At 73.9% G+C, this 25049-nt stretch carries 20 protein-coding genes; 2 read left to right on the top strand and 18 right to left on the bottom strand.

Going from position 1 to position 25049, the window contains the following annotated elements:
• Positions 1-40: 40 nt before the first annotated feature.
• From ACFPIH_RS25590 to ACFPIH_RS25510, 17 genes are all read right to left on the bottom strand, one after another.
• Positions 41-2185: a putative baseplate assembly protein gene (locus tag ACFPIH_RS25590; protein WP_381167195.1), complete on the bottom strand. Its 2145-nt coding sequence runs from the start codon at positions 2183-2185 to the stop codon at positions 41-43.
• Positions 2182-4260, bottom strand: coding sequence for a baseplate J/gp47 family protein (locus ACFPIH_RS25585; RefSeq protein ID WP_381167193.1), 2079 nt, complete (start codon positions 4258-4260; stop codon positions 2182-2184). The genes ACFPIH_RS25590 and ACFPIH_RS25585 overlap by 4 nt, the downstream gene beginning before the upstream one ends.
• Complete coding sequence (locus tag ACFPIH_RS25580; protein ID WP_381167191.1) at positions 4257-4718, bottom strand: GPW/gp25 family protein; 462 nt, start codon at positions 4716-4718, stop codon at positions 4257-4259. Before ACFPIH_RS25580 ends, ACFPIH_RS25585 begins: the two co-directional genes overlap by 4 nt.
• Entirely contained in the window at positions 4715-5440 is a 726-nt protein-coding gene (locus ACFPIH_RS25575; RefSeq protein WP_381167189.1) for a phage baseplate assembly protein V, read from the bottom strand. The genes ACFPIH_RS25580 and ACFPIH_RS25575 overlap by 4 nt, the downstream gene beginning before the upstream one ends.
• A gap of 8 nt (positions 5441-5448) precedes the next feature.
• Positions 5449-6639 (bottom strand): phage late control D family protein, encoded by a 1191-nt coding sequence (locus ACFPIH_RS25570; protein ID WP_381167187.1) that lies wholly within the window; start codon positions 6637-6639, stop codon positions 5449-5451.
• A gap of 5 nt (positions 6640-6644) precedes the next feature.
• A complete protein-coding gene (locus ACFPIH_RS25565; RefSeq protein ID WP_381167185.1) occupies positions 6645-7346 on the bottom strand; it encodes a CIS tube protein in 702 nt (233 codons plus the stop codon).
• Positions 7346-7543, bottom strand: a complete 198-nt coding sequence (locus ACFPIH_RS25560) for a putative phage tail protein (protein ID WP_381167183.1) — start codon at positions 7541-7543, stop codon at positions 7346-7348. The genes ACFPIH_RS25565 and ACFPIH_RS25560 overlap by 1 nt, the downstream gene beginning before the upstream one ends.
• Before the next feature lie 53 nt (positions 7544-7596).
• Entirely contained in the window at positions 7597-8112 is a 516-nt protein-coding gene (locus ACFPIH_RS25555; RefSeq protein WP_381167181.1) for a phage tail protein, read from the bottom strand.
• A complete protein-coding gene (locus ACFPIH_RS25550; RefSeq protein WP_381167179.1) occupies positions 8109-9956 on the bottom strand; it encodes a phage tail sheath subtilisin-like domain-containing protein in 1848 nt (615 codons plus the stop codon). Before ACFPIH_RS25550 ends, ACFPIH_RS25555 begins: the two co-directional genes overlap by 4 nt.
• A gap of 79 nt (positions 9957-10035) precedes the next feature.
• A complete protein-coding gene (locus ACFPIH_RS25545; RefSeq protein ID WP_381167177.1) occupies positions 10036-10500 on the bottom strand; it encodes a phage tail protein in 465 nt (154 codons plus the stop codon).
• A 44-nt stretch (positions 10501-10544) separates the two neighbouring features.
• Positions 10545-12602, bottom strand: coding sequence for a phage tail sheath family protein (locus ACFPIH_RS25540; protein ID WP_381167175.1), 2058 nt, complete (start codon positions 12600-12602; stop codon positions 10545-10547).
• Positions 12603-12617: 15 nt separating this feature from the next.
• On the bottom strand, positions 12618-13334 hold the full coding sequence (locus tag ACFPIH_RS25535; RefSeq protein WP_381167173.1) for a hypothetical protein: 717 nt from the start codon (positions 13332-13334) through the stop codon (positions 12618-12620).
• Entirely contained in the window at positions 13331-13954 is a 624-nt protein-coding gene (locus ACFPIH_RS25530) for a Pvc16 family protein (RefSeq protein ID WP_381167171.1), read from the bottom strand. The genes ACFPIH_RS25535 and ACFPIH_RS25530 overlap by 4 nt, the downstream gene beginning before the upstream one ends.
• A gap of 247 nt (positions 13955-14201) precedes the next feature.
• On the bottom strand, positions 14202-15719 hold the full coding sequence (locus ACFPIH_RS25525; protein ID WP_381167169.1) for an alpha/beta hydrolase: 1518 nt from the start codon (positions 15717-15719) through the stop codon (positions 14202-14204).
• A 125-nt stretch (positions 15720-15844) separates the two neighbouring features.
• Positions 15845-17167 carry a vWA domain-containing protein gene (locus ACFPIH_RS25520; protein ID WP_381167167.1) on the bottom strand — a complete coding sequence of 441 codons (1323 nt, stop codon included), beginning with the start codon at positions 17165-17167 and terminating at the stop codon, positions 15845-15847.
• Positions 17164-18411, bottom strand: a complete 1248-nt coding sequence (locus ACFPIH_RS25515; protein ID WP_381167166.1) for an AAA family ATPase — start codon at positions 18409-18411, stop codon at positions 17164-17166. The genes ACFPIH_RS25520 and ACFPIH_RS25515 overlap by 4 nt, the downstream gene beginning before the upstream one ends.
• Before the next feature lie 111 nt (positions 18412-18522).
• The gene (locus ACFPIH_RS25510; RefSeq protein WP_381167164.1) at positions 18523-20031 is read right to left on the bottom strand and encodes a hypothetical protein; all 1509 of its coding nucleotides are present in this window, start codon (positions 20029-20031) and stop codon (positions 18523-18525) included.
• A 196-nt stretch (positions 20032-20227) separates the two neighbouring features.
• Here ACFPIH_RS25510 and ACFPIH_RS25505 point away from each other — a divergent pair, with 196 nt between their 5' ends.
• Positions 20228-23005 carry an MGH1-like glycoside hydrolase domain-containing protein gene (locus tag ACFPIH_RS25505; protein WP_381167162.1) on the top strand — a complete coding sequence of 926 codons (2778 nt, stop codon included), beginning with the start codon at positions 20228-20230 and terminating at the stop codon, positions 23003-23005.
• A complete protein-coding gene (locus ACFPIH_RS25500; protein WP_381167160.1) occupies positions 23002-24450 on the top strand; it encodes an alpha-amylase family protein in 1449 nt (482 codons plus the stop codon). The genes ACFPIH_RS25505 and ACFPIH_RS25500 overlap by 4 nt, the downstream gene beginning before the upstream one ends.
• A 45-nt stretch (positions 24451-24495) precedes the next feature.
• Here the strand turns inward: ACFPIH_RS25500 and ACFPIH_RS25495 are convergent, their stop codons facing one another.
• Positions 24496-25035: a DinB family protein gene (locus ACFPIH_RS25495; RefSeq protein WP_381167158.1), complete on the bottom strand. Its 540-nt coding sequence runs from the start codon at positions 25033-25035 to the stop codon at positions 24496-24498.
• Positions 25036-25049: the final 14 nt, after the last annotated feature.

Here is a 25049-nt window from a genome sequence, read left to right as displayed (position 1 = left end):
CCGGTGGGAATCGGTCGTAGCAGTGCAGTTGCCATACGGGTCACCGCCCCCGCTCGCCGTCGACCGACGCGGTGACCCGGCCGACCCGGACCAGCGCGTGCGGTGGCAGCGGTACGTCGGCGCAGGGCGGGGCCGGCAGTCCGTCCACCGTCAGCGCCAGCCGAGGCACGGCGGCCACCGCGTCGTCGGCGAGCAGCCGTCGCAGCAGCGCGGTGTGCGCGAGCGGTGCGCCGAAGGGCCGGCCGTCGCCCGCCGGGCCGCCGTCGAGCGGGTGCAGGAAACGGCGCAGTCCGTCCTCCGCGCGACGGACCGCCGCCGCCCGGTCGGCCCCGGTGACGAGCGCCAGCACGATCCGCGCGTCGACGCGGACGTACCGGGGCGGGGCCGTCACCACGGTGATCCCGGTCGGGGCGAGGACCCGCGTCAGATGGTCGGCCACGGCCGCGAGATCGCCGTCCGAGGGGAGCGGCGCCCCGGCCGTGTCCGGATTCTCGTCGGGCGGCACGACGTACACGCCGACGATGCCGGGCAGCCGGGCGCCGGGGTGGTCCGGGTGGTGTCCGGGCACGGCGTGTGCGCGGGCGACGCGGGCGCCGGGCGCGCGCAGCGCCAGCAGCGCGTGGTCGGTGGGGGTGACGGCCCGTCCGGCGGTCCGCAGCTCGGCGGCGCCGCGCCGCACGGTCGCCTCGAACCGCTCCGCGTCCGTCCCGCCCGACCCGGCCAGCGGGTTGGTGACCGACGCCACCCCCGGCACGGCAGTCCTCAGCACGGTCGCGGTCTTCGGCGCCACGGCCCCGCGCCGCCCGCCGCCGGTGCGGTACGCCAGTGCCTTCACCTGGCCCACGCCGGGCGGCAGGGCGAGCCCGTGCACTCCGTCCCCGAAGGTGAGCACACCGGACGCCGCGTCGAGCGCGAACACCCGGTCGGCGGGCCCCGCCAGGGCCAGGTCCGGCACCTCGCGCCACACACTCGCCGGCCCTCCGCGTGCGTCGTCCAGGGGGAAGAGGGGCGCGGCGGGATCGTCGGCCACCGCGATCGTCAGCGACCCCGGCACCACGGGCGGCGACGCCACCCGCAGCCGTACGCCCGCCCCCGCGTCCGGGTCCGAGGGATCCGCCGGCGCGGGGCTGAGCACCTCCTCGCGCACGGTCCGCACCGCGTCGGCCAGCACCGCGTGCGGCAGTACGGCGACCAGCCGCGGCACCTCGGCGTACGAGCCCGTGGCGAGCCGGACGCGCAGCCAGTGGGCCTCGGGCAGCTGCGGCCCACCCGGCGGGCGGCCGGTCCGCCATCCGGCGGGCAGCCTCAACTGCACGGTTCCGGTGGCGGCGAGACCGCTCGTGCGGTCCACCACGACATCCGCCGCGCGCACGACACCTCCATCGAGCACGGACCAGCGCAGGCCGGGCGGCGGCGCCCCGGGCGGTGCGACCGTGCCCCGCGCCGCCGCAGCCGGACCCCCGGGGCGCGGCGCCGCCACGAACGCGAGCGACAGCCCACCCTCGGGCGCCACCGGCGCGGTGAACCCCAGCCACAGCGCGGACCCGGGCTCCGCCCGCTCCCCGAACGGCGGGAACCCGTCGGCACTCGCCCCTGCGCCCGGCCGGATCTCGTCCACCGGACCCGGCAGTTCGCCCGTCGCGGGACGGCCCACCGCCAGGTACGCCAGCTCCGCGGGTGACACCCACATGTCGTCGGCCGTCTCCAGCACCACCTCGGAGCCGTCCTCGCCGGGCGCGCCGGCCTGGAAGCCCGCCGGGACCTGGACGCCCCCTTCGGCGGCGGCCGTCGCGGTCAGACACAGCACCGCCTGTGCCGGGGAGGCGGGCAGCGGGGTGACCCCGGCGATCCGCAGCAGTTCCACGAGCAGCTTGTCGGGCAGCCGGTCGACCCGGCCCGCCACGGCCTCGGCCATCAGGCCGAACAGGCGCAGCAGGGCGTCACCGGTGTCGTCGGGGCCGGTGCCGGTCCACTCCGGGGTGAAGCCGGGGGTGCGCTTTTGCAGCGCCGCCACCAGGTCTTCCCGGGTGGCGCCGAGGAGGAGTGGGTGGCCGTCTGCGTCCAGCATTGCCGTGCGGGTGTTTCCGGCGGGCGTCCACCACGGTTCGTCGGTGCCGGTCGTTTGTGGCTGGTCGCGCAGTTCCCCGCGCCCCTTTGGGGCGCGGTTGTCATCCGGCCTTTTCATTGTGGGACCTCCGCGCACACTGCAACCTTCAGTGGGCCCGGTAGTTCGCCGGGGCACAGCTCTGTGTCGCCGCAGGACTCGAACGGGCCCTCGTCCAGGGCCACGGCCACGGACCCCACCGGAGTTCGGTCGCCCGCCTCCGTCAGTGCCCGCTCGGCCACCCGCAGCAGTGCCGACGGGCGCAGTACCCCGCCGAACGGCCAGCCGGTGCCCTCGTCGCCGCCCAGGAGCGGATCGAGATGGCGGCGCACGGCGTCGGACACGAGCGCCCGGCGTGCGGTGTCCGCCGTCAGCGTCACGCGCACCCGGACCGGCCGGTAGCGCGGCGCCGCCACGAACACCCCGGCGCCCAGCAGCCGCGCCCCCGCCAGCCGGTTCCGTACGGCGCTCAGCGCGCCCGGATCGGGTACCGGCAGCGCGGTGACGCCGTGGGGCACCCGGGGCACGATCAGCGTCGTCACGGCGCCCGGCACACCGCGTCCCGGGTGCGCGGGGTGCGCGCCGACCAGCGCGTGGGCGCGGGCGAGGGCGACCCCCGGGGTGGTCAGCGCCAGCCGCTCGTGATCGGCGGCGGTCACCGCCCGGGACACCACGGCGAGCGCCGGGGCGGCCCGTCGGCGCGCGGCGGTCGGGCTCTCCGCCTCGGCACCGCCCTCCGCCGCCACCAGGGCACGCGCCGTGCACTGCGCGCCGGACGGTACGACATCGGCCGCGTCCCCGGTGAACTCCCAGTCCCCGGAGGGAAGTTCGGCCTCGCGGCGCCGCGCGAACCCGGCCAGCGCCGGAAACGCCAGCAGCGCCTCCGGTACGGCGGTGGCGGCGGCCGGCGCCGGATCCGCGCCGCCGTTGCCGGTGGGGCCGCCGCCCAGCCGGTACTCGGCCCGCAGCACCGTCCGCGTCGCGTCCCGCCCGGGCCGGGGGATCCGTCCGGTCAGCCCGTCGCCGAAGCGCAGCGCGCCCAAGGCCCGGTCGACCGTGAACACCCGGTCCGGCGGACCGCTGAACGCCAGGTCGGGCACGGCCGTCCAGTCGTACTCCCGGCCGTTCCCGGCGTCGTCCGTCTCCCACAGCGTGAGACGCCCGACGTCGATCAGCCGCCCGGCCGCTTCCCCGGGCAGCGCGACCACCAGGCCCGGCAGCGGCGGACGTCCGGTCAACTGGGCCGCCGTGGGCCCGTCCGCGCCCTCCGCGAGGCGCACGCGCCGGGCGTGCCGGGCCGGGACGGCGTTCGGGGCGAGCCGCAGCAGGCGCGGGGGAGCGGCGTACGTGGCCGCGGGTGCCGACAGCACCAGCTCCCGCTCCGTCCCGGCCGGTGTCGCGGGCAGCGCCAGCCGGACCACACCGGACCGGCGCAGCCCGCCCGTGCCGTCCACCACCGCCCCGTCCGGCAGCTCACGGACGGCGCCGACGGGACCGTAGGACCACGACAGCCGGGCCGGTGGCGGTACGTCGGGCACGGCCCCCGCGCTCCAGCCGTCCGGCGTGCCGGGGCCCTCCCAGGGGCCCGCGGGGTCCTCGAACACGAAGAGCAGGGCGAGTTCGCCGCCGCCGGGGAAGCCGTCACCGTTCGCCGAGAGGCGGACGCCGACGCGCGCGGGTGTGCCGTACGGTCCCGTCAGCGGCACCGGGCGTCCGGCCGCCAGGTCAGCCGTACGGTCCACTCCGTCGGCTGTTAGACCGGTCACCGAGACCGGCAGGACGTCCAGGTCGCGGTCCAGGCAGAACTCCGGGCCGCGCCCCGGCGCACGGTTGAACGACGCGCCCTCCCGAAGCCGCAGCCGGGCACCCGGCGTCTCCGGGACCACCTGGAGCACCGTGACCGCGGCCGTCGCGGGCGCCGGGCCGGGCACGCCCAGCAGCCGCAGCACCGCGTGCACCACCGCGTCCGGCACCCGGTCGAGCAGATAGACCTGCTGCTCCAGCAGATGCGCCTGGAGTTCCAGCAGCGTCATGCCCGGATCCACCGGGGCGTGCAGGGTCCACCGGCCCCCGGACTCCGCCGGGATCCGGGAGCGGACCGCCTCCATCAGACCCGCCCAGGTCAGGTCGTCCAGCCGCAGCGGCGCGAGTGTCATCGCCCACCACCCCCGCCGCCGCCCGGACCGAACGCGCCCGCGCCGTCGACCAGTCCCGCTCCGCCGTCCAGGTAGTAGGGGAAGACGAGCGTCTCGTGCCGGCCCGTCGCCCGCACCCGGTAGGCGACCGTCACCGTCACCCGCCACTCCTCGCCCGGCCGGGGCCGCGCCCGCACGTCGTCCACGGCGGCCCTCGGCTCGAAGTCCCGGATCGCCTCCCGCACCGAGTCCTCCAGTGCCCGCAACGCCCGTGAGCTGCCGGGGGCGAAGACCGACTCCGGTGCCCGCGTGCCCAGTTCGGGCCGCATCACCCGCTCGCCCAGCGCGGTGCGCACCAGCACCAGCAGACAGTCGCGGACACTGTCCTCCCCGACCGCGTACGCCAGCCGGCCCGACGCGTCAGGCAGCAGCGGGAACCGCCAGCCCCGCCCCAGGAAGTCCTCCGCGCCGCCGGTCACTGCGCCACCCGCACGGACGTCGACAGCGGTGGCGGCCCGGCGGGCACCATCGAACCCGTGACACCGGGCAGGACCGGGTGCGTGTGCCCGGTCAGCCAGGCCACGAACTGCGCCCCCAGCGGCACCGGTTCCGACGCGCCCGTGCCCAGCGAGACCTGCGCCGCGTCCAGCGTCACCGAGCCGCCCTTCACCGTCACCGGCCCGGAACCCGCGCTGATCTCCACCGACCCGTCGGCGGTCACCGTCACCTTGCCGCCGGACGCCGTACGCACCACCACCGACTTGTTCGCGTCGTCGAGCTCGACCCGGTGTCCGGCGGCGGACCTGAGCCGTACGGCCTGCGCGCCGGAGGTGTCGTCCAGCGCCAGCTCATGGCCGTGCCTGGTGCGCAGCAGCTTCTCGTCCCGGCCGCCGGAGCGGTGCGTGGGCGGTTTGTCGACGCCGTTGTACAGACACCCGATCACGATGGGGAACCGCATGTCGCCCTGGTCGAAGGCGACCAGCACCTCGTCGCCCGGCTCCGGTACGAAGGTCGCCCCGTACCCCTTGCCCGCGTACGGCTGGGCCACCCGGCACCACTCGGTGATCGTGCTCGCGTCGAACCAGGGCAGCCGCAGCCGCACCCGGCACTCCTTCTCCGGATCGTCCGCCACCCGCTCGACGATCCCCGTCATCACTCCGAAGTAGCGGCGGTCCACGACCGCGCCCGGCATCACCGACATGGCCGCCGTCACCGCCCCTCGGAGGTGCGCCGCGCCTCGAACGAGGTGAGGAAACCGGAGGAGTTGAAGGAGTGGGTGACCTTGGTCGTGTAGTACGAGCCGCCGAACCTGCCGCCCACCCCGCCGATCCGCAGCGAGTCCCCCGGCACCAGCTCGGGCAGGCCCGCCAACTGGCCCGCGCAGGTCACGAAGTCGTACGACCTGCCGCTCAGCACGCTCACCGCGATCGTCCGCGCCTCCTGCTCGGAGCTGACCGGGCGGTCCACGATCACCTCCTCACGGTCGCCCATCTCCTCGGCGGCCACCGCCGGACCGCTGCGCCCCGCGTCGCGCTCCGCCTGGAGATCCGCCTGGGTGGCGGTGCCGACGATCTCCCGCTTCCGGCGCGGATCCCAGCCCCGCACCGTCACCTTGGCCACCTGGTTCGCCACCCGCAGCGTCGGCCGGAACGAGATCAGGTTCGGCGCCGGGGACGTCCGCGCCGCCGGACCCTCCTCCGGACGCCCCGAGCGGGCGCCCCGGGCCAGCACCGAATACCAGAGGTCGAAGGTGCGGGTCTCGCGGGCCGACGGGCCCGGCCGGCCGTCGGCGGGACGGACGAAGTACAGACTCTCCACTCCGTACTCCGGGTCCGGCGCCACATAGACCTCCCGGTCGATGTCCTGGGCCCGTTTGAGCAGGAACACCACGTCGTCCACGTTGTCCTGCATCATCACGGGGTGCACGACGCCCTCCGTCTCGGCCACCAGCGGCAGGTCGTGGCGCTTGGCGATCTTCTCGGCGATCTGCCAGTCGGCGAGGTTCACGTGCTTCTTCTCCTCGTCGGACTGCGGCTTGCGGTTCTTCATCCGGGCCGTACGGTCCTGGCCGGCGATCTGCAGGGTCGGCGGGCCCGCCGACGGGAAGTCCGGCTGGACGGTGGTGATCTGGCCCTTGGCCACCACCGGCGGCCGGAGTCGGCCCGTGTAGCCGAGCCGGACCTCGACCGACTGACCGGGGGCGAGGTGCTTGGGGTCGTCGAAGCGCAGCCGCAGATTCAGCTCGTCCCAGTTGCTCAGGGTGAGCGAGAGGGTCCCGGTCTTGTTCAGCTCGCGCACGACCTGGATGTCGAGCACGCACTCACGCATCTGCCGGGTGAGCTCGGAGTCGTCGAGCGCGACCTCGAAGCAGGGAACGTAGGTGTCCGTCAGCGGAGTCATCCCGGTCACCCCCGCTCCAGCGCGGGCACGACGAGCGCCGTGCCGGGCGCCAGCCTGCGCGGATCGACCAGGCCGTTGGCGGCGGCCAGCTCCCGCCAGCGTCCCGCGTCCCGGTACACCGCCGCCGCGATCGAGGACAGGGAGTCGCCGCGCCGCACCGTCCAGACCTTCTCCACGGTGGGGGAACTCGTCGCGGACGCGAGCTGCTGCTCCTCGGCCGTCCGGAACTCCTTGAGCGTCAGCGACACCTTCGCCCGCGTCGGCGTGCCGTCCCGGTCGAACAGGACGTAGCTGACGGAGAGGCTGTCCGTGACACCCGTGAACGGGGGGTTCGCGCCCCAGACGAAGGTCACCACCGGCGGAGCGTGCGTGTTGCTCTGACGCAACGTCAGCTGCTGGAACGTGTCGAGCCAGCGGGACTGGACGTTGCGGCGCGGTGGATCGGGCTCCTCGGCCGCGTCCACGAGCGCGTCCACCTTGAGCGTGCGCGCCCCGCCCCGGACGAACTGCAGCGGCGGCGCGTCGAGCCCCGGCACACCGATCTCGGCGTACGTCACCGCCTTCGAGACCGCGTACTCCGTCGGGTTGACCGGGAACACCAGCAGCGGCGGCCCCGAGTACGGCACCGAGCGGGGCGGACGCACGATCAGCGTCGCCAGCACCGGCGCCGCGTCGCGCCCCGGGGAGAGCCCGGGCATAGGGAACATCACGCGCCTCCGCCCCGCACCCCGTTGACGCCCTCACCGGTCAGGGACGCCTCCTGCGCCAGCAGTCCGGACCGGCCCCGGGCGTCCTCCTGGCGCTGGGCCCACTCCCGGATGTGCTGGGCGAACAGCCGGGCGAACACCGCCGTGTCGTCCCCGCCGACCTCGAAGTCGACGGACAGGTGATGGATGGTCAGCATGTGCCTCTCCCCGAACGTGTGAACCGTGTGATTTCGTACGGCTGGGCTGCTGCTCACCCCAGCCCTGGCACCGCCTGCTCCACCGCCACCAGCCCCTCGTGCGCTATCTCCAGCTGCTCCACCGCCACCTCGCTGCGCTCCCCGTGCAGATCCGGGCCCGTCCACTTCGAGGCGAGGCCGCCACGGAACGCCCACACCGCGCCCGGCTTCCCCGCCGCGTCCATCAGCAGCACCGCCCCACTGCGCCGCGCGCCCAGCGGATTGCCCAGCCCGGCCCGGTACCAGGCCCACAGACCGGGGCCACGGGCCACCCCCCGGTGCAGCACGATCCGGTTCCACGAGTGGCGGACCGGGAACTGCCGCACCCGGTCGTTCACCCCGCCCTCCGGATAGGCCGTGACCTCGAGCTGCGCGCCGAGCCCGGTGACCTGCTGGAAGGCCCCCTGGGCGGTAAGCGGCAGCAACGCGGCCTGCTCCGGCGGCAGATGGGCGGCGGCCGGGCCCAGCACCACCAGGAAACGGAACTTCGGCAGCGGCTCCTCGAAGAACTCCAGCGTCTGCTCGGTCATGGCTCCACCACCTCCAGCCGGTCGCGCCCGCCCAGCACCAGCCGGATCGCGATGAACTCCATCGGTGCGGCCGGAGCCACCTCCACCTGGCACACCACCTGCCCCAGCGCGGTCCGCTCCGCGGGGTTCAGCCCCTCGTCGCAGCGCACCCGGAAGGCCTCGGCGGGCCGCTCACCGGCGAGGGCGCCCGCCTCGAACATCCCCAGCAGCACCTCGGTCAGCCCCTGCACCAGCAGCAGCCGCAACCCCGGGGTGTCCGGCTCGAACAGCAGTGGTTCGGCTACCGCGTGGGCCGCCCGCACCAGCCGGTGCAGCAGCCTGCGGTGGGCGATGAACCAGCCTTTGCCGACCCCCTCCGCCCGCTCCTGCGGTACCGCCGTGCGGCCGCCCCACACCAGCGGGCCCCGCCCCGGCGGACACCGCAGCAGGTTCGCCCCCGAGGCGTACACCGCGGCCTCCTGCTCCGGGCGCAGCACCTGGGCCAGATCGACGACGTCCTCCAGCAGGGCGTTGGCCGGTGTCGCGAACGCGCCCCGCTCACGGTCCAGCCGCGCCGCCAGCCCCGCGACATGACCCGACGCCGGTACCGTCCGCAGCGCCGGCGGCACCACGGCCAACGGATCGGGCACCCGCAACGGCGGCCAGTGCACGGCACAGGCCTGCAGCCCCGCCGTGTCGTGCCGCTCCCGCAGGTCCGCCAGCCAGGCCACGGCCCGCGCGGTCGCCGCCACCGGGTCCCGGCCGTCCGCGAGCGGCGGATCCAGCAACGCCAGCCGGTCCAGCGCCGCCGCGCACTCACGCACCAGCAGATCGGCCAACTCGTCCCGACGCGCCGCCCCGACCCCGCAACGGTCCAGATCGGGCAACGCCAGCAGGGCGGGCTCCGGCAGCCGCCCCATGGCGCGCACGGCATCGGCGTACCCGTCGGCCAGGGTCCCGTCGGCGTCCGGGGCACCGGGGCTGGGCCGTCCCCCGGCGAGCACAGCCGTCCGCACGCCTGCGGCCGGCCCGGCCGGCCCGGCCCGCCCGGTGGCCGAGCGGGCGGCTGGTGCCCGTCCGGTGGAGGTGATGGCCCTGTGCGGGTCTGCTGCCGGTTCCGTGGGTGTGGTGAGTGGGGGAGAGTCCGGCGCTGGTCCGGTGGGTGTGGTGGGTGGGTGCGGGTCTGCCGCTGGTCCGGTGGGTGTGGTGGGCGGGCGCGGGTCCGGTGCTGGTCCGGTGGTTGGGGGCGGGTTCGGTGCTCGCCCGGTCCAGGTGGCGGCGTGCGGGCCTGCCGCCGGACCCGTCGGTGTCGGTCCGTGGGGTACGAGTCGGATGAGTCGCGAGCCCGCCGCCACCGCGTCGGGGAGCGCGCCGAGGGGCAGCCAGCCGTACGACTCCGGTGGCTCCCCCGGCGCGTCGACGCGCAGCAGTGCCTGCGGACCGCCGGAGCCCGCAGGGCGGTGCCGGACCGTCACCCGTGTCCCGTCCGCCCAGCCGCCCTCGGACGCGGCGACCACCCGGCAGCCCGCCACCGGGGCGAACGGCGAGGGCGCCCCGGCCGGCCAGTCCGCCGAGGCCGCCGCGCGCTCTGCCGTCTCGGCCCGCAGCACCCACAGCGCCGTACCGCCGTTGGCGAAGAACCCGCGCACCGCGTACGGCAGGTCGAGCGCGCCGTCGAGCCCACCGAACACCGCGTCGAACGCCGCCCAGTCCGTGACCCGCACCGGAGTGGCCACGGGGCCGCGCCGGGTGCGTCCGGCGAAGCAGGCCACATCGGTGCGCAGCGGCTGGACCGGGTCCTCGGCGGCGACGGCCGTCGCGGTCAGTCCCGGCAGCGGCTGCTGCCCCAGGGCGGAGGCGGGCATGCTGTTCTCCAAGTCACGGTCGGTTGCCGATCACTTGCGGGCGGCGGCCGATGCCGGTGAGACGTCGGTCAGACGTCGGTCAGACGTCGATCTCGAGGGCCTCGACGCACAGTTCGAGCGTCTCCATGGCGATCTCGTTCTTCGCGGCGCCCAGGGACGGGCCGGTGTACTTCACCGGCCAGCCCCGGTCGAACTTCCACCGCATGACCTCGTGGCGGTTCTCGTCCAGCAGCGCGATCGACCCGGTGGCCCGCAGCGTGGCCGCCTCGCCGTTCATGGCGCGCTTGACCCACTGCCAGAACTCCACATGGCCGGTGATCCCGCGCTTGAGGACGATGTTCGACATCTTCGCGAGGCCCACCTGCTTGGTGACGTGGTTCTCCCTCGCGCTGCCGGCCCGGTACTCGATCGGCTGGATGTCCACGGTCAGCCCGGACACCTCGGTGAACGAGGCCTGCACATCCTGGCCGTTGGGCGCGACCCCGGTGACCTGGACGAGGAAGTTGTACGCGCCGTAAGGGTCGTCACGCTGAACGGGTGGCACAGCCGCCCCCTCTCCTGCGGCGAACGCCGCGCTGTCGGAAGTGGTCAGGTCGTGATCGACTCACGGGTCGCCTGCTGGACCCGTACGATCACGAACTCGGCCGGGTAGACGGGGGCGATCCCCACCTGGCAGACCAGCCGGCCCTGGGCCAGGTCGTCCTCCGTCATCGTGGTCCGGTCGCAGACCACGTAGAACGCCTCCGCGGCGGTGCTCCCGGCCAGCGCGCCGCCGCGCCAGACCCCGGTCAGGAAGCTCTCGATGCTCTGCCTGACCGCGGCCCACAACTGCTCGGAGTTGGCCTCGAAGACGACCCACTGCAGGCCCTCGTCGAGCGACTCCTCGATGAAGAGGAACAGCCGCCGCACGCTCACGTACCGCCACCGTGTGTCGTCGGCCAGGGTCCGCGCCCCCCACACCCGCTGGCCCAGGTTGGGGAAGGCGCGCAGGACGTTGATCCCGTCGGGGTTGAGGGTGTCCTGCTCGCGGCGCGTGATGTCGGAGACCAGACCGGTACCGGGCACGATTCCGCGCACCACGGTGTTGGCCGGCGCCTTGTGCACACCCCGGCGCACGTCCGTGTCGGCGTAGATCCCGAGCAGATGGCCCGAGGGCGCCGCCTCGACGGGGCCGGTGGCCCTCGGGTCCGGGTTCGGCACCCTGACCCAGGGGTGGTAGAGGGCGGCCCGGTCGGTGGACGGCAGCGAGGCGCGGAAGTCCTTGATCTCCTCCAGGGTGGCCCCGGGCCGTGCGTCGAACACGGCGAACCGCTCGCCGAGGAGGGTGCAGTGCGTGGTGAGGGCGTCGAGGACCGTGCCGTCCCACACGCCGGGGACCGCGCAGATCGCCACCTCGTCGATGTCCTCCAGGGCCTGGATGCCGGTACGGTTCCCGCTGCCGCCGTCCACGCCGATGTAGTCCGCCGCGGTGAGTTGGTGCCCCGCGCTGCACCCGCCGCCGAGCTTGAGGACGTCCATCGGCTTCGTCGGGTCGGTGCGGGAGAGTCCCGTGCCGAGGTGCGGCAGCGGGTCCTCGCCCACTTCGAGCGTGAGCAGCGCGTCCGGCTCGCCGTTCACCGTCGTCGCGAGGACCGTGAGGTCGGGGGCGGGCGGTCGGGACGCGGGCGGCAGGAGCAGGCTCCGGCGCGGGACGCCCGGGGACTCGTCGATGATCTCCAGCCGGAACCCCTGGACCAGCACGAGCGCGTCGCCCTTGACGGCCGGCTGGGCGAGCGGGCGGTCCAGCGTGACGGTGACGTTCGTCCCCGACGCGGCGTGGCTCTGCACGGTGTACAGGCCGAGGGGCTTCCCGGGATGGGCGGGGACGAGCAGGACGGTACTGAACTGCTTGATAGCACCGAGCGCGCCAAGCGTCACGGCGGCCGCCGGATCGGGTGCGGGTGCGGGTGCCGGGTCTGGGCCTGGCCCCTCGCCCCCTGCCGGGTCCGGGCCCCCTGCCGGGCCCCCTGCCGGGTCTGCGGCTGGCGTTGGGTCTGGGGCGGGTGCCGGGTCCGGGCCTGGCGCCGGGCCCCCGGCCGCGTCTGGGGCGGGTGCCGGGTTGGGCCCCGGGGCAGGCGAGGGGGCGGGCGCGGGGTCTGGAGTGGGCCCCGGGGCGGGTTCCGGGTTCGGGTCCGGTGCGACGACCTGGTGGGAGGCGCCGCGGGCGAGCCGCAGAAGCGCCGTCAGACCGTCACCGCCCTCGCCCGTCTGCCTGGCCGTCGCCGAGAGAACCAGGCTCGACTCGCTACCCGTGCCGTCGTCGATGACCTTCTTGGCCGCCGTGCTGCCCTGCGCCGGAGGCACCCGCTTCACGTACAGCCGCTGCCCGCCGTTGTCGAAGAAGCCCTTCACCGCCAGGGGCAGCAGCCACCAGCGGATGCCCTTGCCGTCGGCGACGCCGACGGCGGTGCTGTCCGGCTCGGGGAGGAACCCGCCGAAGAGCCGGTGGAACTCCAGCAGGCTGGTCACCAGCTTGGGCTTGCCGGAGTCCGGGCCGCGCGCGGTCACTCCGACCATGCCGGCCGTGCTGGTGGCCACCCCGGTGATGGGCCGCGGGCCGGTGGAGATCTCCTCGACGTAGACGCCTGGGCTGAGGTATTCGGGCATCGGGGGCTTCCTCCGCTACGGGATCTCGATGAGCTGGTCTGAGTCGCGGACGGTCCGCGCGGTCGGGTGGACGGACGCCTCCCCGGTGTCCGCACGAGCCGTCACGGTGAACCATTCGGCCTCGGGGTCGTCGGGCCCCCCGCTGTCCGGCGGCGGCGGTGACTTGCTCCCGACCCGGCGCAGCGGCAGCCGGAACGAGCCGTCCCCGGCCGTGGCGGCGTACTCCGCCCACTCCGGGATCCTCGGCAGATGGCCGCCGTCGGTGCGGGCCCGGCCCACGACCGTCGCCCCGGCCACCGCCGTGCCCCCGACCCGCCGCACCCGCCCGCGCAGCAGCCGGGTCCCGGGCGGGAACGGATAGGCCGGCAGCGGATACAGCCGGATCCGGGTCGCCCGGGGAACCGTCCACGACGGGGCGTCGAAGCCCACCCCGTCCGGGTGCTCGGCGTCCAGCAGATACGGCGAGACGAGCCGCACCCGCAAGCGTCGTACGGCGGCCGGTACGGGAGCGGGGTGCCGGCTCGCCAGGGACGGCAGGACCAGCGCCCCGCCCGGTGTCCTGACCACCGGCACACCGTCCTCGGGCACCCACCCCCCGCTGTCCAGCCGTCGCTCCACCAGGGCGGTGAACGGCAGTTCGGGCGGGCGCCCGGTGAACGCGTCCTGCGGCAGCAGCCACACCGGTCCGGTCACGATCCGCACGATGTCCGGCACCGGGCCGCCGGCGCTCACGGCCGCTCTCCCGTGCCCTGTCCGATACCGACGCCGCCACCGGTGACCGGTGCCGCCCCGGTGACGTCCCGGGAGGCCAGATTGACCACCCGCACCTCGTAGTTGAGAGACAGCCGGTAGGGCTGCGAGATCGCCCACCAGACCTTGGCCCGCTCGTCAAGCGACAGCGGCGCCAGCCGCAGCTTCAGCGACTCCCCGGCCGCGGCGACGCTGTTGCCCTGTGCCGCCGGCACCAGCGACGGCCCCTGGAGGATCGCCTCGTCGTACAGCGCCCGCATCGCCTGCCCCAGAATCCGCTGCTGGGCGTCCGGGGTACCACCGGTGGGCACGAGCAGGTAGCGCAGCAGCAGCGCCATGTCGGGCCGACGGCTCTCCTGGCGCACCGCTCCGGTGAACGGGTCCTCGACGGCTGTGTGGCGCGGTGGACGGTTACGGGCGCTGGGGTCCTCGGCGACCTCGTAGAGGAAGAGCTCCAGGCCGAGCGGGCAGTTGCCGCCGTGGGTCCGGCCGACGAGCTCGACGAGCCGTACGGTGGCCTGGTCGTCGGACTCGCTGACCGCCTCTCTCAGGACGTGCAGCAGGATGTCCGACACATCGGCGATCACATCGGCACTGCCCACGCGCTCACCCCCTGCTCGCACGCCACCGCCGACACCGCCCCTAGCTGGGACGACACCGGCCGACCGGTCCTCTGCGAGGCTAGGGCCGCGGGCGTCGCCCCCACTTCAGGGAAATCCCTGGGTCGGTCCCCTGGGCGGGCGTGCGCGGGGCGCGAGCCGGGTGGGGGATGCGCCGGGGGCCGGGTCGGGGGTGCGCCGGGGGTCACCCGAGGTGAACCGGGGTCACCTACGGGCGGCTCCCGGACAGTCACCCGACGGACGGCTCCCGCGGGCAGAAGGCGTCCTCGGCCGGGCGTATCCCGGTCTCCAGGAAGCGGGACACCGTATCGTCGCCGCAGGCGTTCCCGTTGGTCAGATAGACGTCGTGGCCGGTGGAGTCGACGGTCACCATGACCGCGCGCCCGCCCAGCGCGGCTCGCAGCCGCTGGGCGCCGCTCAGCGGGGTGGCGACGTCGCGTACGTTCTGCACCAGCAGGAAGCGGGACGGCCCCTCGTCGGTGATCCGCACCGGAGCCTGCTTCGGCGGGTGGGGCCAGGCGGCGCACAGCATCGCGTTACGGGGCATTCCCGCGGTGAGCGGGTACTCCTCCCGGCTCACGGCCACCTCCCGCTGGTAGGCGTCGGCCGATGTCGGCCAGGCCACGTCGTTGCAGAGGGTGGCGGCCCCGACCGCCGTCACGTTCTGCAGTACCGACTCCGGCGGAGCGGCCGGCGCGGGCGGCACCGTGCCGTTCCCGGCGGCCAGCATCAGCTTCGCCAGGGCGGGGAAGCGGCTCGGGGAGTACAGGCTGTCCAGCATGGCCTGGCGCAGCACATTGCCGTCGAGCACCTCGGGGTTGGCGCCGGGCCAGGGGATCGGCTCATGGTCGAGACGTGCGGCGAGCCGCAGGAACAACGGCCGTACCTCGTCCGCGCTTTCGGCGACCCGATTCGGATTGCCCGGCGCCGAGGCCCACGCCGCGAACTCGGGGAAGACGTCCTCGACGCCTCTCTCGTGGGCCGCGAGCCAACCGCGCCCGACCCGGCGCGGATCGGGGTCGTCGTTGCTGTCGAGCACCACCCGGTCGACACGGTGCGGGAACAACTGGCCGTAGACGGCGCCGACATACGTGCCGTACGACACTCCCCACGCGGAGAGCCGGCGCTCGCCGAGCGCCGCACGGATACGGTCGAGGTCCCGGGCCTCGTCGGCCGTGCTGATGTGCCGCATCAGCTCACCGCCGTTGCGCGCGCAGGCGTCGGCCATCCGGCGGGCGGTGGCCATCGTCTCGGTCACGGACCCGTCGGCGGCTGGCCACGGCCGTAGCCGTGTGGTGGCGAGGTCGGCGCGGTCGAGGCCGCAGCTGACGGAGGTGGACGGTGCCATCCCGCGCGGGGCGAACCCGACCAGGTCGTAGGTGTCGCGCACACCCTGGGGTAACCGCTGCCCCTTGCCGGAGGGATCGGCCAGGCTGGTGCCGCCCGGCCCGCCGGGGATCAGCAACAGCACGCCCCGCCGCTCGGCCGGATTCTCCGCGGGGATACGGGAGATCACGACATCGATCGTCGGGCCCGAGGGGTCGGCGTGGTCCAGGGGCACTTCGACCGTGGCGCAACGCTGTCTGGGATCGAGCCCCTGGCCCGCGCACTCCGACCACCGCAGGGCGGGCGGGGATGTCGTCGCGGCGGCGGTCAACGGGGCGGTGAGCGAGAGGAGCACGGCGGAGGCGGCGAGCCAGGCGGCCCGCGCGGTACGGATCGGCTGCTTCGCCTTTCTCGACTGCATCGGCTTCATGTTCGACTGCATCGGCTTCATGCACACGAGCCTCGCGGATCACGACCGCCCCCCACATCCGGGCAACACCCCATCTCCACTGGGGTTTTCCCCCATCCCACCCCTGTCGCCGACCCCTAGCCGATCTCCACCACCCGGGCCCACGCGGGGGGCAGATCCGGCTTGTACTCGGGGTCGTGCTCGCGCCACCCCCGCCGCTGCCGGGGGAAGAGACCCACGACCGTCCGGCACGCCGGACGCGCCGTGGGCCACGGCGTCTGACCGTCCGTCAGCACCACCACGACATCCGGCCGGGGCTGCGCCCGGAGCGCTCTGGCGAACCCCGTCCGCAGATCCGTACCCCCACCGCCCACCAGCGGGATGCCCTCGCCCTGGCACAGCGGGTGCACGACCCGGGCCGCCGCGTCGCACGACAGCACGGTGACCAGGTCGCGGCGCCCGCCCAGCGCCTGGGAGACCGCCGTGACCTCGAGGAGCGCGCTGCCCAGTTCCGCGTCGCTGACCGACCCCGAGGTGTCGACGATCACGGAGACCCGGGGCGGCCGGCGCCGCAGGCTCGGCAGCACGGCACCCGGCACCCCTGCCGACCGCCGCGACGGACGGCTGTAGGAGTAGTCCTCGCCCGCGCCCGCCCCCGAGGCCGCCGAGCGGACCGCCGCCCCCAGCAACTCCCGCCAGGGCTGCGGGGGATGGAACGCCTCCTCCGCCCACCGCCGCCACTTCTTCGGGGTGCTCCCCGGACGGCCGTTGATGCCCTCGGCCACCCGGAAGCGGACCGCGTCCCGCTCCTGTTCGCTCAGCCCGTGCGCGCCCTCCGGACCCAGGTCCCACTCCCGCTCCAGGCCGTCGGCGCCGCTGCCGCAGTCGAGCCAGGCAAGCCACTGCGCGTCCGGCCCGACCCTGAGCACCCGCAGGTACTCCTCCATGAGCTTTCCCTCGTCCAGCCGCAGGGACCGCGGATCCACCACGTCCTTCGGCCGGACCAGCCCGTCGCCGAACGCGTCGTCGTTGATCTCGCAGTCCGCCGCGATGTTCATCCGCAGCCGTTCCCCCGGGCCGGTCAGACCGCGCTCCCGGGCGACGCGGTCACTGCGCCCGTGATGGTCGCGCAGCAGATGCGACACCTCGTGCACCCAGACCCCGGCCAGTTCCTCCACCGGCATCCGGTTCACGAAGGCCGGCGAGACATAACACCGCCAGTGCCGGTCGACGGCCATCGTCGGCACCCGCCGCGACTCGACGACGTGCAGCGCGAACAACGCCGTCGCCAGGTAGGGACGCGCCCGGGCGGCGTAGAGGCGGGCCGTGAAGAGCTTGTCGAGGTCGAGGGAGGGGCCGGCCTCCGATGCCTCCGGCGCGTCGAGACCCACGACCCCTGTCCCCGCCGTGACCTCAGGTGTCTCAGGTGTCTCTGTTGTTTCCGGTGTACGGGGGTTCATCGGGCCGCCTTCTGGCCGGCCGTCACCCGGGCCTTGGTCTGTTCCGCATGCCGGGACAGCGAGACCACCCCGGCGAGCTGTTCGATCGTGTCCGGGACGTCCCAGTCCTCGCGGCGCAGCGAGGCGAGGGTCGTCGCGGGGACGACCACCAGGTCCGGCGCCCCGGTCTCCAGCGCCCGAACCAGCAGCGCCCACGCCGCGTCCCAGCGGGGCTTCTCGAGGCGCTCGCGGACCGCGGCCACCACCCCGTCGAGTACGGCCTGGCGCAGATCCCCGCGCTCGGGCAACTCGGCCCCGGAGGGGTCGGCGAGCAGTTCCTCGGGGTCCGGGAGATCCAGCCGGTCCAGGCTCGCCAGCAGTTCGAGTCCTGGCCCGTCGCCGACCGTGCCCCGGACCAGCAGCGAGAGCACGTCCCGGGCGGAGCCGGCCGCGGTCGCGAACGCGACCAGATGCAGCGTCATCTCCCAGCTGCGGGGCGACGGCCAGGGCCCGCCCCGACGGGTCTCCCCGCTGGGCAGCCGGTGGACCAGCGTCGGACGCGCGGTGAGGAACGTGCACACCGCGCGGCGCGCGAACTCCACGGCCCGCGGCAGCTGCTCCGGGTCGAGCCGGGGCAGCGTCGCCCGGGGCCAGGTCCCGCCGAGACCGCGTACGACGATCTCGTGGTCGTGGGTCCACTGCAGATGGACGAACCGGTTGGCCAGCGGCGGGCTCAGCTCCCAGCCGTCGGCCGCCGAGGAACGGGGGTTCGCGGCGGCCACGATCCGCACGCCGGGCGGCAGCTTCAGCGTGCCGATCCGTCGCTCCAGCACCAGCCGGAGCAGCGCGGCCTGCACCGCGGGCGGCGCGGTGGACAGCTCGTCGAGGAACAGCAGCCCCCGGCCGGCCCGCACCAGGCGGACCGCCCAGTCCGGCGGGGCCATCGGGACGCCCTGCTCTGCGGGATCGTCCCCGACGATGGGCAGCCCGGAGAAGTCGGACGGCTCGTGCACGCTCGCGATCACCGTGGTCAGCGGCAGGTCGAGAGCCGCGGCGAGCTGGTTCAGGGCCGCCGTTTTGCCGATCCCCGGCTCGCCCCACAGCAGTACGGGCAGGTCGGCGGCCACGGCCAGGGTGAGCGCCTCCAGCTGGGTGTCGGCGCGCGGTTCGGTGTCCGTGTCACGCAACAGGGCCGACAGGGCACCGGCGACGTCGAGTTGGGAGTCGGCGGATTCGGGCATGGCGAAGGGAATGCGTGTGGGCATGTCAGATCACCTTTGGCTTGGGAGCGAGAACGTGAGAGGGCGGCCCTCAGGTCAGCGGGCCGGGTGTGCGAGGGCAGGTTCTCTGTGGTCGGTTCGGTTCGTTTGGCTAGGTCAGCGAGGCTGCCCGTGACGTGGATGTGAGCGGACGTGGTCCGGACGGCGGAACTCGGCCGGACGTTGGACGGGTCCGGGTCCGGCCAGCCCCGCCCGGAACAGGCCGTAGGTGATCCGTCGGCGCGAGGCCGCCTCCAGCGCGTCCCGCAGCGCCCCGTCGCGCAGCAGCGCCTCGGGGCCGAGCAGTCCCTCGACGACGGTCAGCGCGCCGGCGAGGTCGCCGTGGCTGAGGCGTTCGCGGACGCCGTCGAGACAGTCGGGGCGGCGGTGCGCACGGTCGATCGCCTGGAGACAGGGCAGCGGCGTGCCGGTCAGCGCGACCAGCAGTTCCTCCCGCCGGATCTCCTCCGGGGCGTGGTCCAGCGGTGCCAGGACGCCGTCGACCAGGGCGATCCGGTGCCGGGCGCCCCGGCATTCGACATAGCGCGCCTGCCCCGCCGTGTCCGAGGGACGCGTGGATCCGGTCGGTGGCGAATAGCCCGGCACGAGCGCGGAGGCGACCAGCGGATGCAGCCGGTCGGCCTCGACCGCACCGGTGCGGATCAGGTCCAGGTCGGGTGGCACCCAGGTCGCCGCGTCGGGCAGCACGGGAAGCGAGGAGACGGCACCACCGGTGGGCGCCGCCGTGATCCGCCCACCGGGTTCCCCGTCCGCGCCCAACTCCAGGGCCAGCCTCCGTCGCCCCCCGAGCCGTACGAGCACGGTGCCCCCCTGCCCGGACCGCCCCTCGGCATCGAGCAGGATCCCCGCCTCGTCCGCCCACCGATCGACGGCACAGCGCCGCTCCAGGAAACCCGCACCGACATCCCCCGACGCGCAGCCCGGACACGCGCCGCTTGGGTACGGCCCGCTTGGGCACGCGCCGCTCGGACCCACACCGCTCGGGCACGCGCCACCCGGACCCGCCCCGCCCGAGCCCACCCCGCCAGGACCCGCCCCACCCCCTCCCGAACCCTCCGCCACCCCACCCCGGACCCGCAGTTCCCCCGCCCTGCGCGCGTCCCACAGATGGCGGTGGAGGTCGAGCCGGAACCGTCGGTTCGGACTGGGATGCGGATGGTGCCGGGCGGTGCCGTCCTCGGAGCGGAAGCCGTCCCACAGCGCGAGGCTGATCCGCTGACCGGCGTCCGCCCAGGCGGGTGCGGTGCGGACGACGAGCCGCACCGGGCGTTCGCCGAATTCACCGTCGTAGCGGGCCAGCGTGAGGGTGAGTCCCGGCCGCAGCAAACCGTCGGGCGCGACCCTCGGCAGGTGCCAGCGCAGCAGATCGGGAGCGAGCCCCCGCAGGTCGGCACGGACGCGGGCCGCCAGCTCCCGGCCGTGGACGCGTGCCACGGAACGCAGTTGGAGATCGACGTCGAAGCCCGCGGCGGCACACGCCGCCGCCCAGTCGCCGACCAGCCGGCGGGCGGTCGCGGTCTCGATCATGGAGGGCGGCACGGCGTACTCGCGTACGCGCCGCCAGAAGGAAAGCCGGGAATCCCCGTGCGCGGTCGAAGGGAGCATCAGCACTCACCTTGCGCGGACGGGGCCCCCAATCTACGGAGAGAATGAGTGATCGTCATCCCGGTGATCGTAGCGCGCCCGCAGCGGTCTGTCAGCTGACTTTTCACGCCCCATTCACGGCCATTGCGACCCTTTCGGAGCCGGCCGTGGTACCCACGAGGGTGGACGCACGGTCCGGTCGGCGAGAGGACGGGCGATGACCAACGGCAGTGAGCACGACGCCGAGCAGGACGCCGAGCACGACGCCGAACGGCAGCGGCTGGCGGAGGCCGACGCGGGCCGGGCGCCCTGGCGGCGCTGGGGGCCGTACCTGAGCGAGCGCCAGTGGGGGACGGTCCGCGAGGACTACAGCACCGACGGCGACGCCTGGTCGTACTTCACCCACGACCAGGCCCGCTACCGCGCCTACCGCTGGGGCGAGGACGGCATCGCAGGCGTCAGCGACGAGAAACAGCGGCTGTGTCTCGCCCTGGCGCTGTGGAACGGCCGCGACCCGATCCTCAAGGAGCGGATGTTCGGGCTGACCAACGCCGAGGGCAATCACGGCGAGGACGTCAAGGAGTACTACTTCCACCTCGACAACACGCCCACCCACTCGTACATGAAGTACCTCTACAAGTACCCGCAGGCCGAGTACCCGTACGCCGACCTCGTCGACACCAACCGGGCGCGCGGCCGCCGCGACTTCGAGTACGAGCTCCTCGACACCGGTGTCTTCGACGAGGACCGTTACTTCGACGTCGTCGTCGAGTACGCCAAGGCCGGTCCGGAGGACCTGCTGGTCGAGATCACCGCGCACAACCGCGGCCCCGACCCGGCCACCCTCCACCTCCTGCCGACCCTCTGGTTCCGCCACACCTGGTCCTGGGCGGGCGGCTCCGCGGTCCCCGTGCTGAGCGCCGCGGAGGGAGCCGTCCGCGCCGAGCACGAGGAACTCGGCACCCGCTGGCTCCACCACACGGGCGCGCCCCTCTTCACCGGCAACGAGACGAACAACGAGCGCGTCTTCGGCAGCCCCAACACCACCCCGTACGTCAAGGACGGCATCGACCGGTACGTCGTCCACGGTGAGACCGGAGCCGTCAACCCGGCCCGTACCGGCACCAAGTCGGCCGTCCACCACGTCCTGACCGTCCCCGGCGGCGAAAGCGCCACCGTGCGTCTGCGCCTGACCGACCGTCAACTCACCGACCCCTGGCAGGACTTCGGCGGCGTCCTGGACCTGCGCCGCACCGAGGCCGACGCCTTCTACGCCGCCCTCACCCCGGACGGCATGGGTGAGGACCGGCGGCGCCTGGTCCGGCAGGCCCTCGCCGGCATGCTCTGGAGCAAGCAGTACTACAACCTCGACGTCGAGCGCTGGCTCCACGAACACGGCGTCGACCCGCTCGCCGCCGACCCCCGGATCCGCAACAGCGCCTGGTACCACATGGTCAACGACGAGATCATGTCGATGCCGGACACCTGGGAGTACCCGTGGTTCGCGGCCTGGGACCTCGCCTTCCACACCCTTGCCCTCTCCATGGTCGATCTCTCCTTCGCCAAGGGCCAGTTGGAGCTGCTGCTGCACCGCCTCCACCTCCACCCCAACGGCCAGATCCCGGCGTACGAATGGAACTTCGGCGACGTCAACCCGCCCGTGCACGCCTGGGCCGTCCTCTTCGTCTACGAACTCGAGAAGCACCGCACCGGGCACGGCGACCGGGCCTTCCTGGAGAACGCCTTCCACAAGCTGACGAAGAACTTCACCTGGTGGCTCAACCGCAAGGACGCCGACGGCAACAACGTCTTCCAGGGCGGCTTCCTCGGTCTGGACAACATCGGCGTCTTCGACCGCAGCGCACCCCTGCCCACCGGCGGCCACCTCGACCAGGCCGACGGCACCGCCTGGATGGCGCTGTACTGCCAGAACCTGCTCGACATCGCCATCGAACTCGCCGTCGACAACCCGGTCTACGTCGAGCAGGCGCAGATGCTGTTCGAGCACTTCGCGTGGATCGCCGTCGCGATGAACCGCATGGGGAAGGACAACGCCAGCCTCTGGGACGAGGAGGACGGCTTCTTCTACGACGTCCTGCGTCTCCCCGACGGACGCGCGACCCCGCTGAAGGTGCGGTCGCTCGTCGGCCTGATCCCGCTGGCGGCGACCAGTGTGATCGGCGGTCGTGCGGACCGCGCCTTCCCCGAACTGGTCGCAGAAGCACAGGAGTTCATCAGGCGTCACCCGGCGGTCGAGGCCGTCGTCGAGCAGCAGGACCTGGGCGTCGGGGTCGACGGCCGTTATCTGTTCGCCCTGTTCGGCGAGGACCGGCTGCGGCGCGTGCTGGCCCGCATGCTCGACGAGGACGAGTTCCTCGGCCCCTACGGCATCCGCTCCCTCTCCCGCCACCACGCCGGCCACCCGTACACCTTCGACGTGCACGGCGAGAGGTACGGCGTCGGCTATCTGCCCGCCGAGTCCGACTCCGGCATGTTCGGCGGCAACTCCAACTGGCGCGGGCCGGTGTGGTTCCCGATCAACATCCTGCTGATCCGCGCCCTGTTGAACCTGCACAGCTACCACGGCCCCGGTTTCACCGTGGAGTTCCCCACCCGTTCCGGCCGGCAGCTGAACCTCTACGAGGTCGCCCGCGAGATCTCCGACCGCCTCACCGCCACCTTCCTGCGTGACGAGGAGGGCCACCGCCCGGTGCACGGCGCACAGCCCAAGTTCGCCAAGGACCCGCACTGGAAGGACCTGATCCTCTTCTACGAGTACTTCCACGGCGACAACGGCGCCGGCCTCGGCGCCTCCCACCAGACCGGCTGGACCGGCCTGGTCGCGGTCACCACGACCCTCTTCCGCTCCCTCAGCGCCGACGACTGGCACCGCGGCAGCCGGGACTCCCTCAAGCCCAGGGAAGACCCGAGGGAAGACGCGATCGAGGACCCGGGGGCAGACTCGATGGGCCACCGTGAGGAGCCCCTGTCATGACCGTCATTCACGAGATCAACACCCTTGTGTGGCTAGGTGAGTTGAGCCGCCGCCACGGCCGCCGTGTCACCCTGGGCGACGTCCCCGGCGAGGTCTGGGACGAGGTCGCCCGGCCCGGCGTGGACACGGTGTGGCTGATGGGCGTCTGGGAGCGCAGCCCGGCCGGCCTGCGCATCGCGCTGCGCGACGACAACCTCCTGACGTCGTTCATCGCGGCCCTGCCCGACCTCACCGAGGCGGACATCGCCGGATCCCCCTACTGCGTACGGGAGTACGCCGTCGACGCCTCCCTCGGCGGGCCCGCGGGGCTGGCCGCCGCCCGCGCCCAACTCGCCGCGCGCGGACTGCGGTTGATCCTCGACTACGTCCCCAACCACATCGCCCCCGACCACCCCTGGCTCACCGGCCACCCCGACCGCCTGATCCAGGGCACCCCCGCCGACCTGGCCCGCGAGCCGGACGCCTACCTCGAGGCCGACGACCGGATCTACGCCCGGGGCCGCGACCCGTACTTCCCTCCCTGGCCGGACGTGGTCCAGCTGAACGCCTTCAGCGACTCCCTGCGCACCGCCACGGTGGACACCCTCGTCGCCATCGGCGACCAGGCGGACGGCGTGCGCTGCGACATGGCGATGCTGCTGATGAACGACATCTTCGCCAGGACCTGGGGCGAGGTGGCGGGCCCGGTTCCGGCCGAGGACTTCTGGCCGTACGTCGTCCCGCGCGTCCGCGCCCGCCACCCGGACCTGCTGCTCGTCGCGGAGGCGTACTGGGACCTCGAAGGCGCCCTCCAGCAGCAGGGCTTCGACCACTGCTACGACAAACGCCTCTACGACCGGCTGCTCCACGAGGACGCCGGATCCGTCCGCGCCCATCTGGGTGCCGACCTCGCACACCAGCGGGGTCTGGTCCGCTTCCTGGAGAACCACGACGAACCCCGGGCCGCCGCGACCCTGCCCGGCGCACGGGAACGCGCGGCGGCCGTGACGGTGGCGACCCTGCCCGGCGCGACCCTGTGGCACGAGGGCCAGTTCGAGGGTCGCCGGGTCCGCCTGCCGGTCTTCCTCTCCCGTGGACCGGACGAAGCCCCCGACGAAACCCTCCGCGCCTTCCACGCCCGCCTGTTGTCGGCCGCGGCCGGTGTACGCCGCGGCGATTGGCGGCAGTCGGCCACCGTCGGCTGGCCGGACAACGACTCCCACCGCGGTCTGCTGGCCTGGACCTGGACGGACACGGACGCCCGCCATCTGGTCGTCGTCAACCACTCCGACCGCCCCGCCCAGGCCCGGCTGCCCCTGCCGTGGGACGAGCTCCGGGGCCGTGAGCACCGGCTGACCGACGTGCTCACGGACCGGACGTACGACCGCGACGGCGACGAACTCACCGACCCGGGCCTGTTCGTGTCCCTCGACGCCTGGGACACACACGTCCTCCGGGTCGAGTGACCCGGACCGGGACCCGGCCTCGGGACGACCTCGGGCCCGGACCGCTCAGCCCATGCTCTTCGCCCCGTCCAGGGACTCACGGATGATGTCGGCGTGACCGGCGTGCTGGGCGGTCTCGGCGATGATGTGCAGCAGCACCCGGCGGGCCGACCACCGCGCGCCCGGCTCGAACCACGGCGCCGTCGGCAGCGGGTGGTCGGCGTCCAGGCTGGGCAGGCCGGCGACCAGCTCGTCCGTACGGCGGGTGACCTCGTCGTACTCCTTCAGCACTCCGTCCAGCGTCTCGCCGGGCAGCATCCGGAACGAGTCCACCCGCGCGGCGAAGTCGGCCTCCGTCATGGCGTCGAAGTCGCCCATGGCCGAGGGGCCCTCGACGATGAAGTCGGCCCAGCCGCGTTCCGTCTCGGTCACGTGCTTGATCAGGCCCCCGAGACACAGCTCGCTCGCGGTGGTCCGCTGCCCGGCCTGCTCGTCGGTGAGGTCGCGGGTGGTGAAGCGCAGGAAGTGCCGTTGCTTGCCCAGCGCCGCCAGCAGGTCGGCGCGCTCGCCGGTGACGGCCTGGCCGGGGGTGGTGGAGTCGCTCATGGTCCTCTTCTCCC

It is taken from the genome of Streptomyces vulcanius (assembly GCF_042653945.1).
Lineage (GTDB): Bacteria > Actinomycetota > Actinomycetes > Streptomycetales > Streptomycetaceae > Streptomyces > Streptomyces mangrovi.
Note: the sequence above shows the minus strand (reverse complement) of the source record. Positions and strands in the feature narration are given on the sequence as shown.

Coding starts and splice junctions, on each gene's coding strand:
- ACFPIH_RS25510 (WP_381167164.1), bottom strand. CDS start 20,031: ATGCTCCCTTCGACCGCGCACGGGGATTCCCGGCTTTCCTTCTGGCGG.
- ACFPIH_RS25495 (WP_381167158.1), bottom strand. CDS start 25,035: ATGAGCGACTCCACCACCCCCGGCCAGGCCGTCACCGGCGAGCGCGCC.
- ACFPIH_RS25590 (WP_381167195.1), bottom strand. CDS start 2,185: ATGAAAAGGCCGGATGACAACCGCGCCCCAAAGGGGCGCGGGGAACTG.
- ACFPIH_RS25525 (WP_381167169.1), bottom strand. CDS start 15,719: ATGCAGTCGAGAAAGGCGAAGCAGCCGATCCGTACCGCGCGGGCCGCC.
- ACFPIH_RS25555 (WP_381167181.1), bottom strand. CDS start 8,112: ATGACCGAGCAGACGCTGGAGTTCTTCGAGGAGCCGCTGCCGAAGTTC.
- ACFPIH_RS25570 (WP_381167187.1), bottom strand. CDS start 6,639: ATGACTCCGCTGACGGACACCTACGTTCCCTGCTTCGAGGTCGCGCTC.
- ACFPIH_RS25565 (WP_381167185.1), bottom strand. CDS start 7,346: ATGTTCCCTATGCCCGGGCTCTCCCCGGGGCGCGACGCGGCGCCGGTG.
- ACFPIH_RS25515 (WP_381167166.1), bottom strand. CDS start 18,411: ATGCCCACACGCATTCCCTTCGCCATGCCCGAATCCGCCGACTCCCAA.
- ACFPIH_RS25520 (WP_381167167.1), bottom strand. CDS start 17,167: ATGAACCCCCGTACACCGGAAACAACAGAGACACCTGAGACACCTGAG.
- ACFPIH_RS25540 (WP_381167175.1), bottom strand. CDS start 12,602: ATGCCCGAATACCTCAGCCCAGGCGTCTACGTCGAGGAGATCTCCACC.
- ACFPIH_RS25575 (WP_381167189.1), bottom strand. CDS start 5,440: ATGTCGGTGATGCCGGGCGCGGTCGTGGACCGCCGCTACTTCGGAGTG.
- ACFPIH_RS25560 (WP_381167183.1), bottom strand. CDS start 7,543: ATGCTGACCATCCATCACCTGTCCGTCGACTTCGAGGTCGGCGGGGAC.
- ACFPIH_RS25585 (WP_381167193.1), bottom strand. CDS start 4,260: ATGACACTCGCGCCGCTGCGGCTGGACGACCTGACCTGGGCGGGTCTG.
- ACFPIH_RS25500 (WP_381167160.1), top strand. CDS start 23,002: ATGACCGTCATTCACGAGATCAACACCCTTGTGTGGCTAGGTGAGTTG.
- ACFPIH_RS25550 (WP_381167179.1), bottom strand. CDS start 9,956: ATGCCCGCCTCCGCCCTGGGGCAGCAGCCGCTGCCGGGACTGACCGCG.
- ACFPIH_RS25505 (WP_381167162.1), top strand. CDS start 20,228: ATGACCAACGGCAGTGAGCACGACGCCGAGCAGGACGCCGAGCACGAC.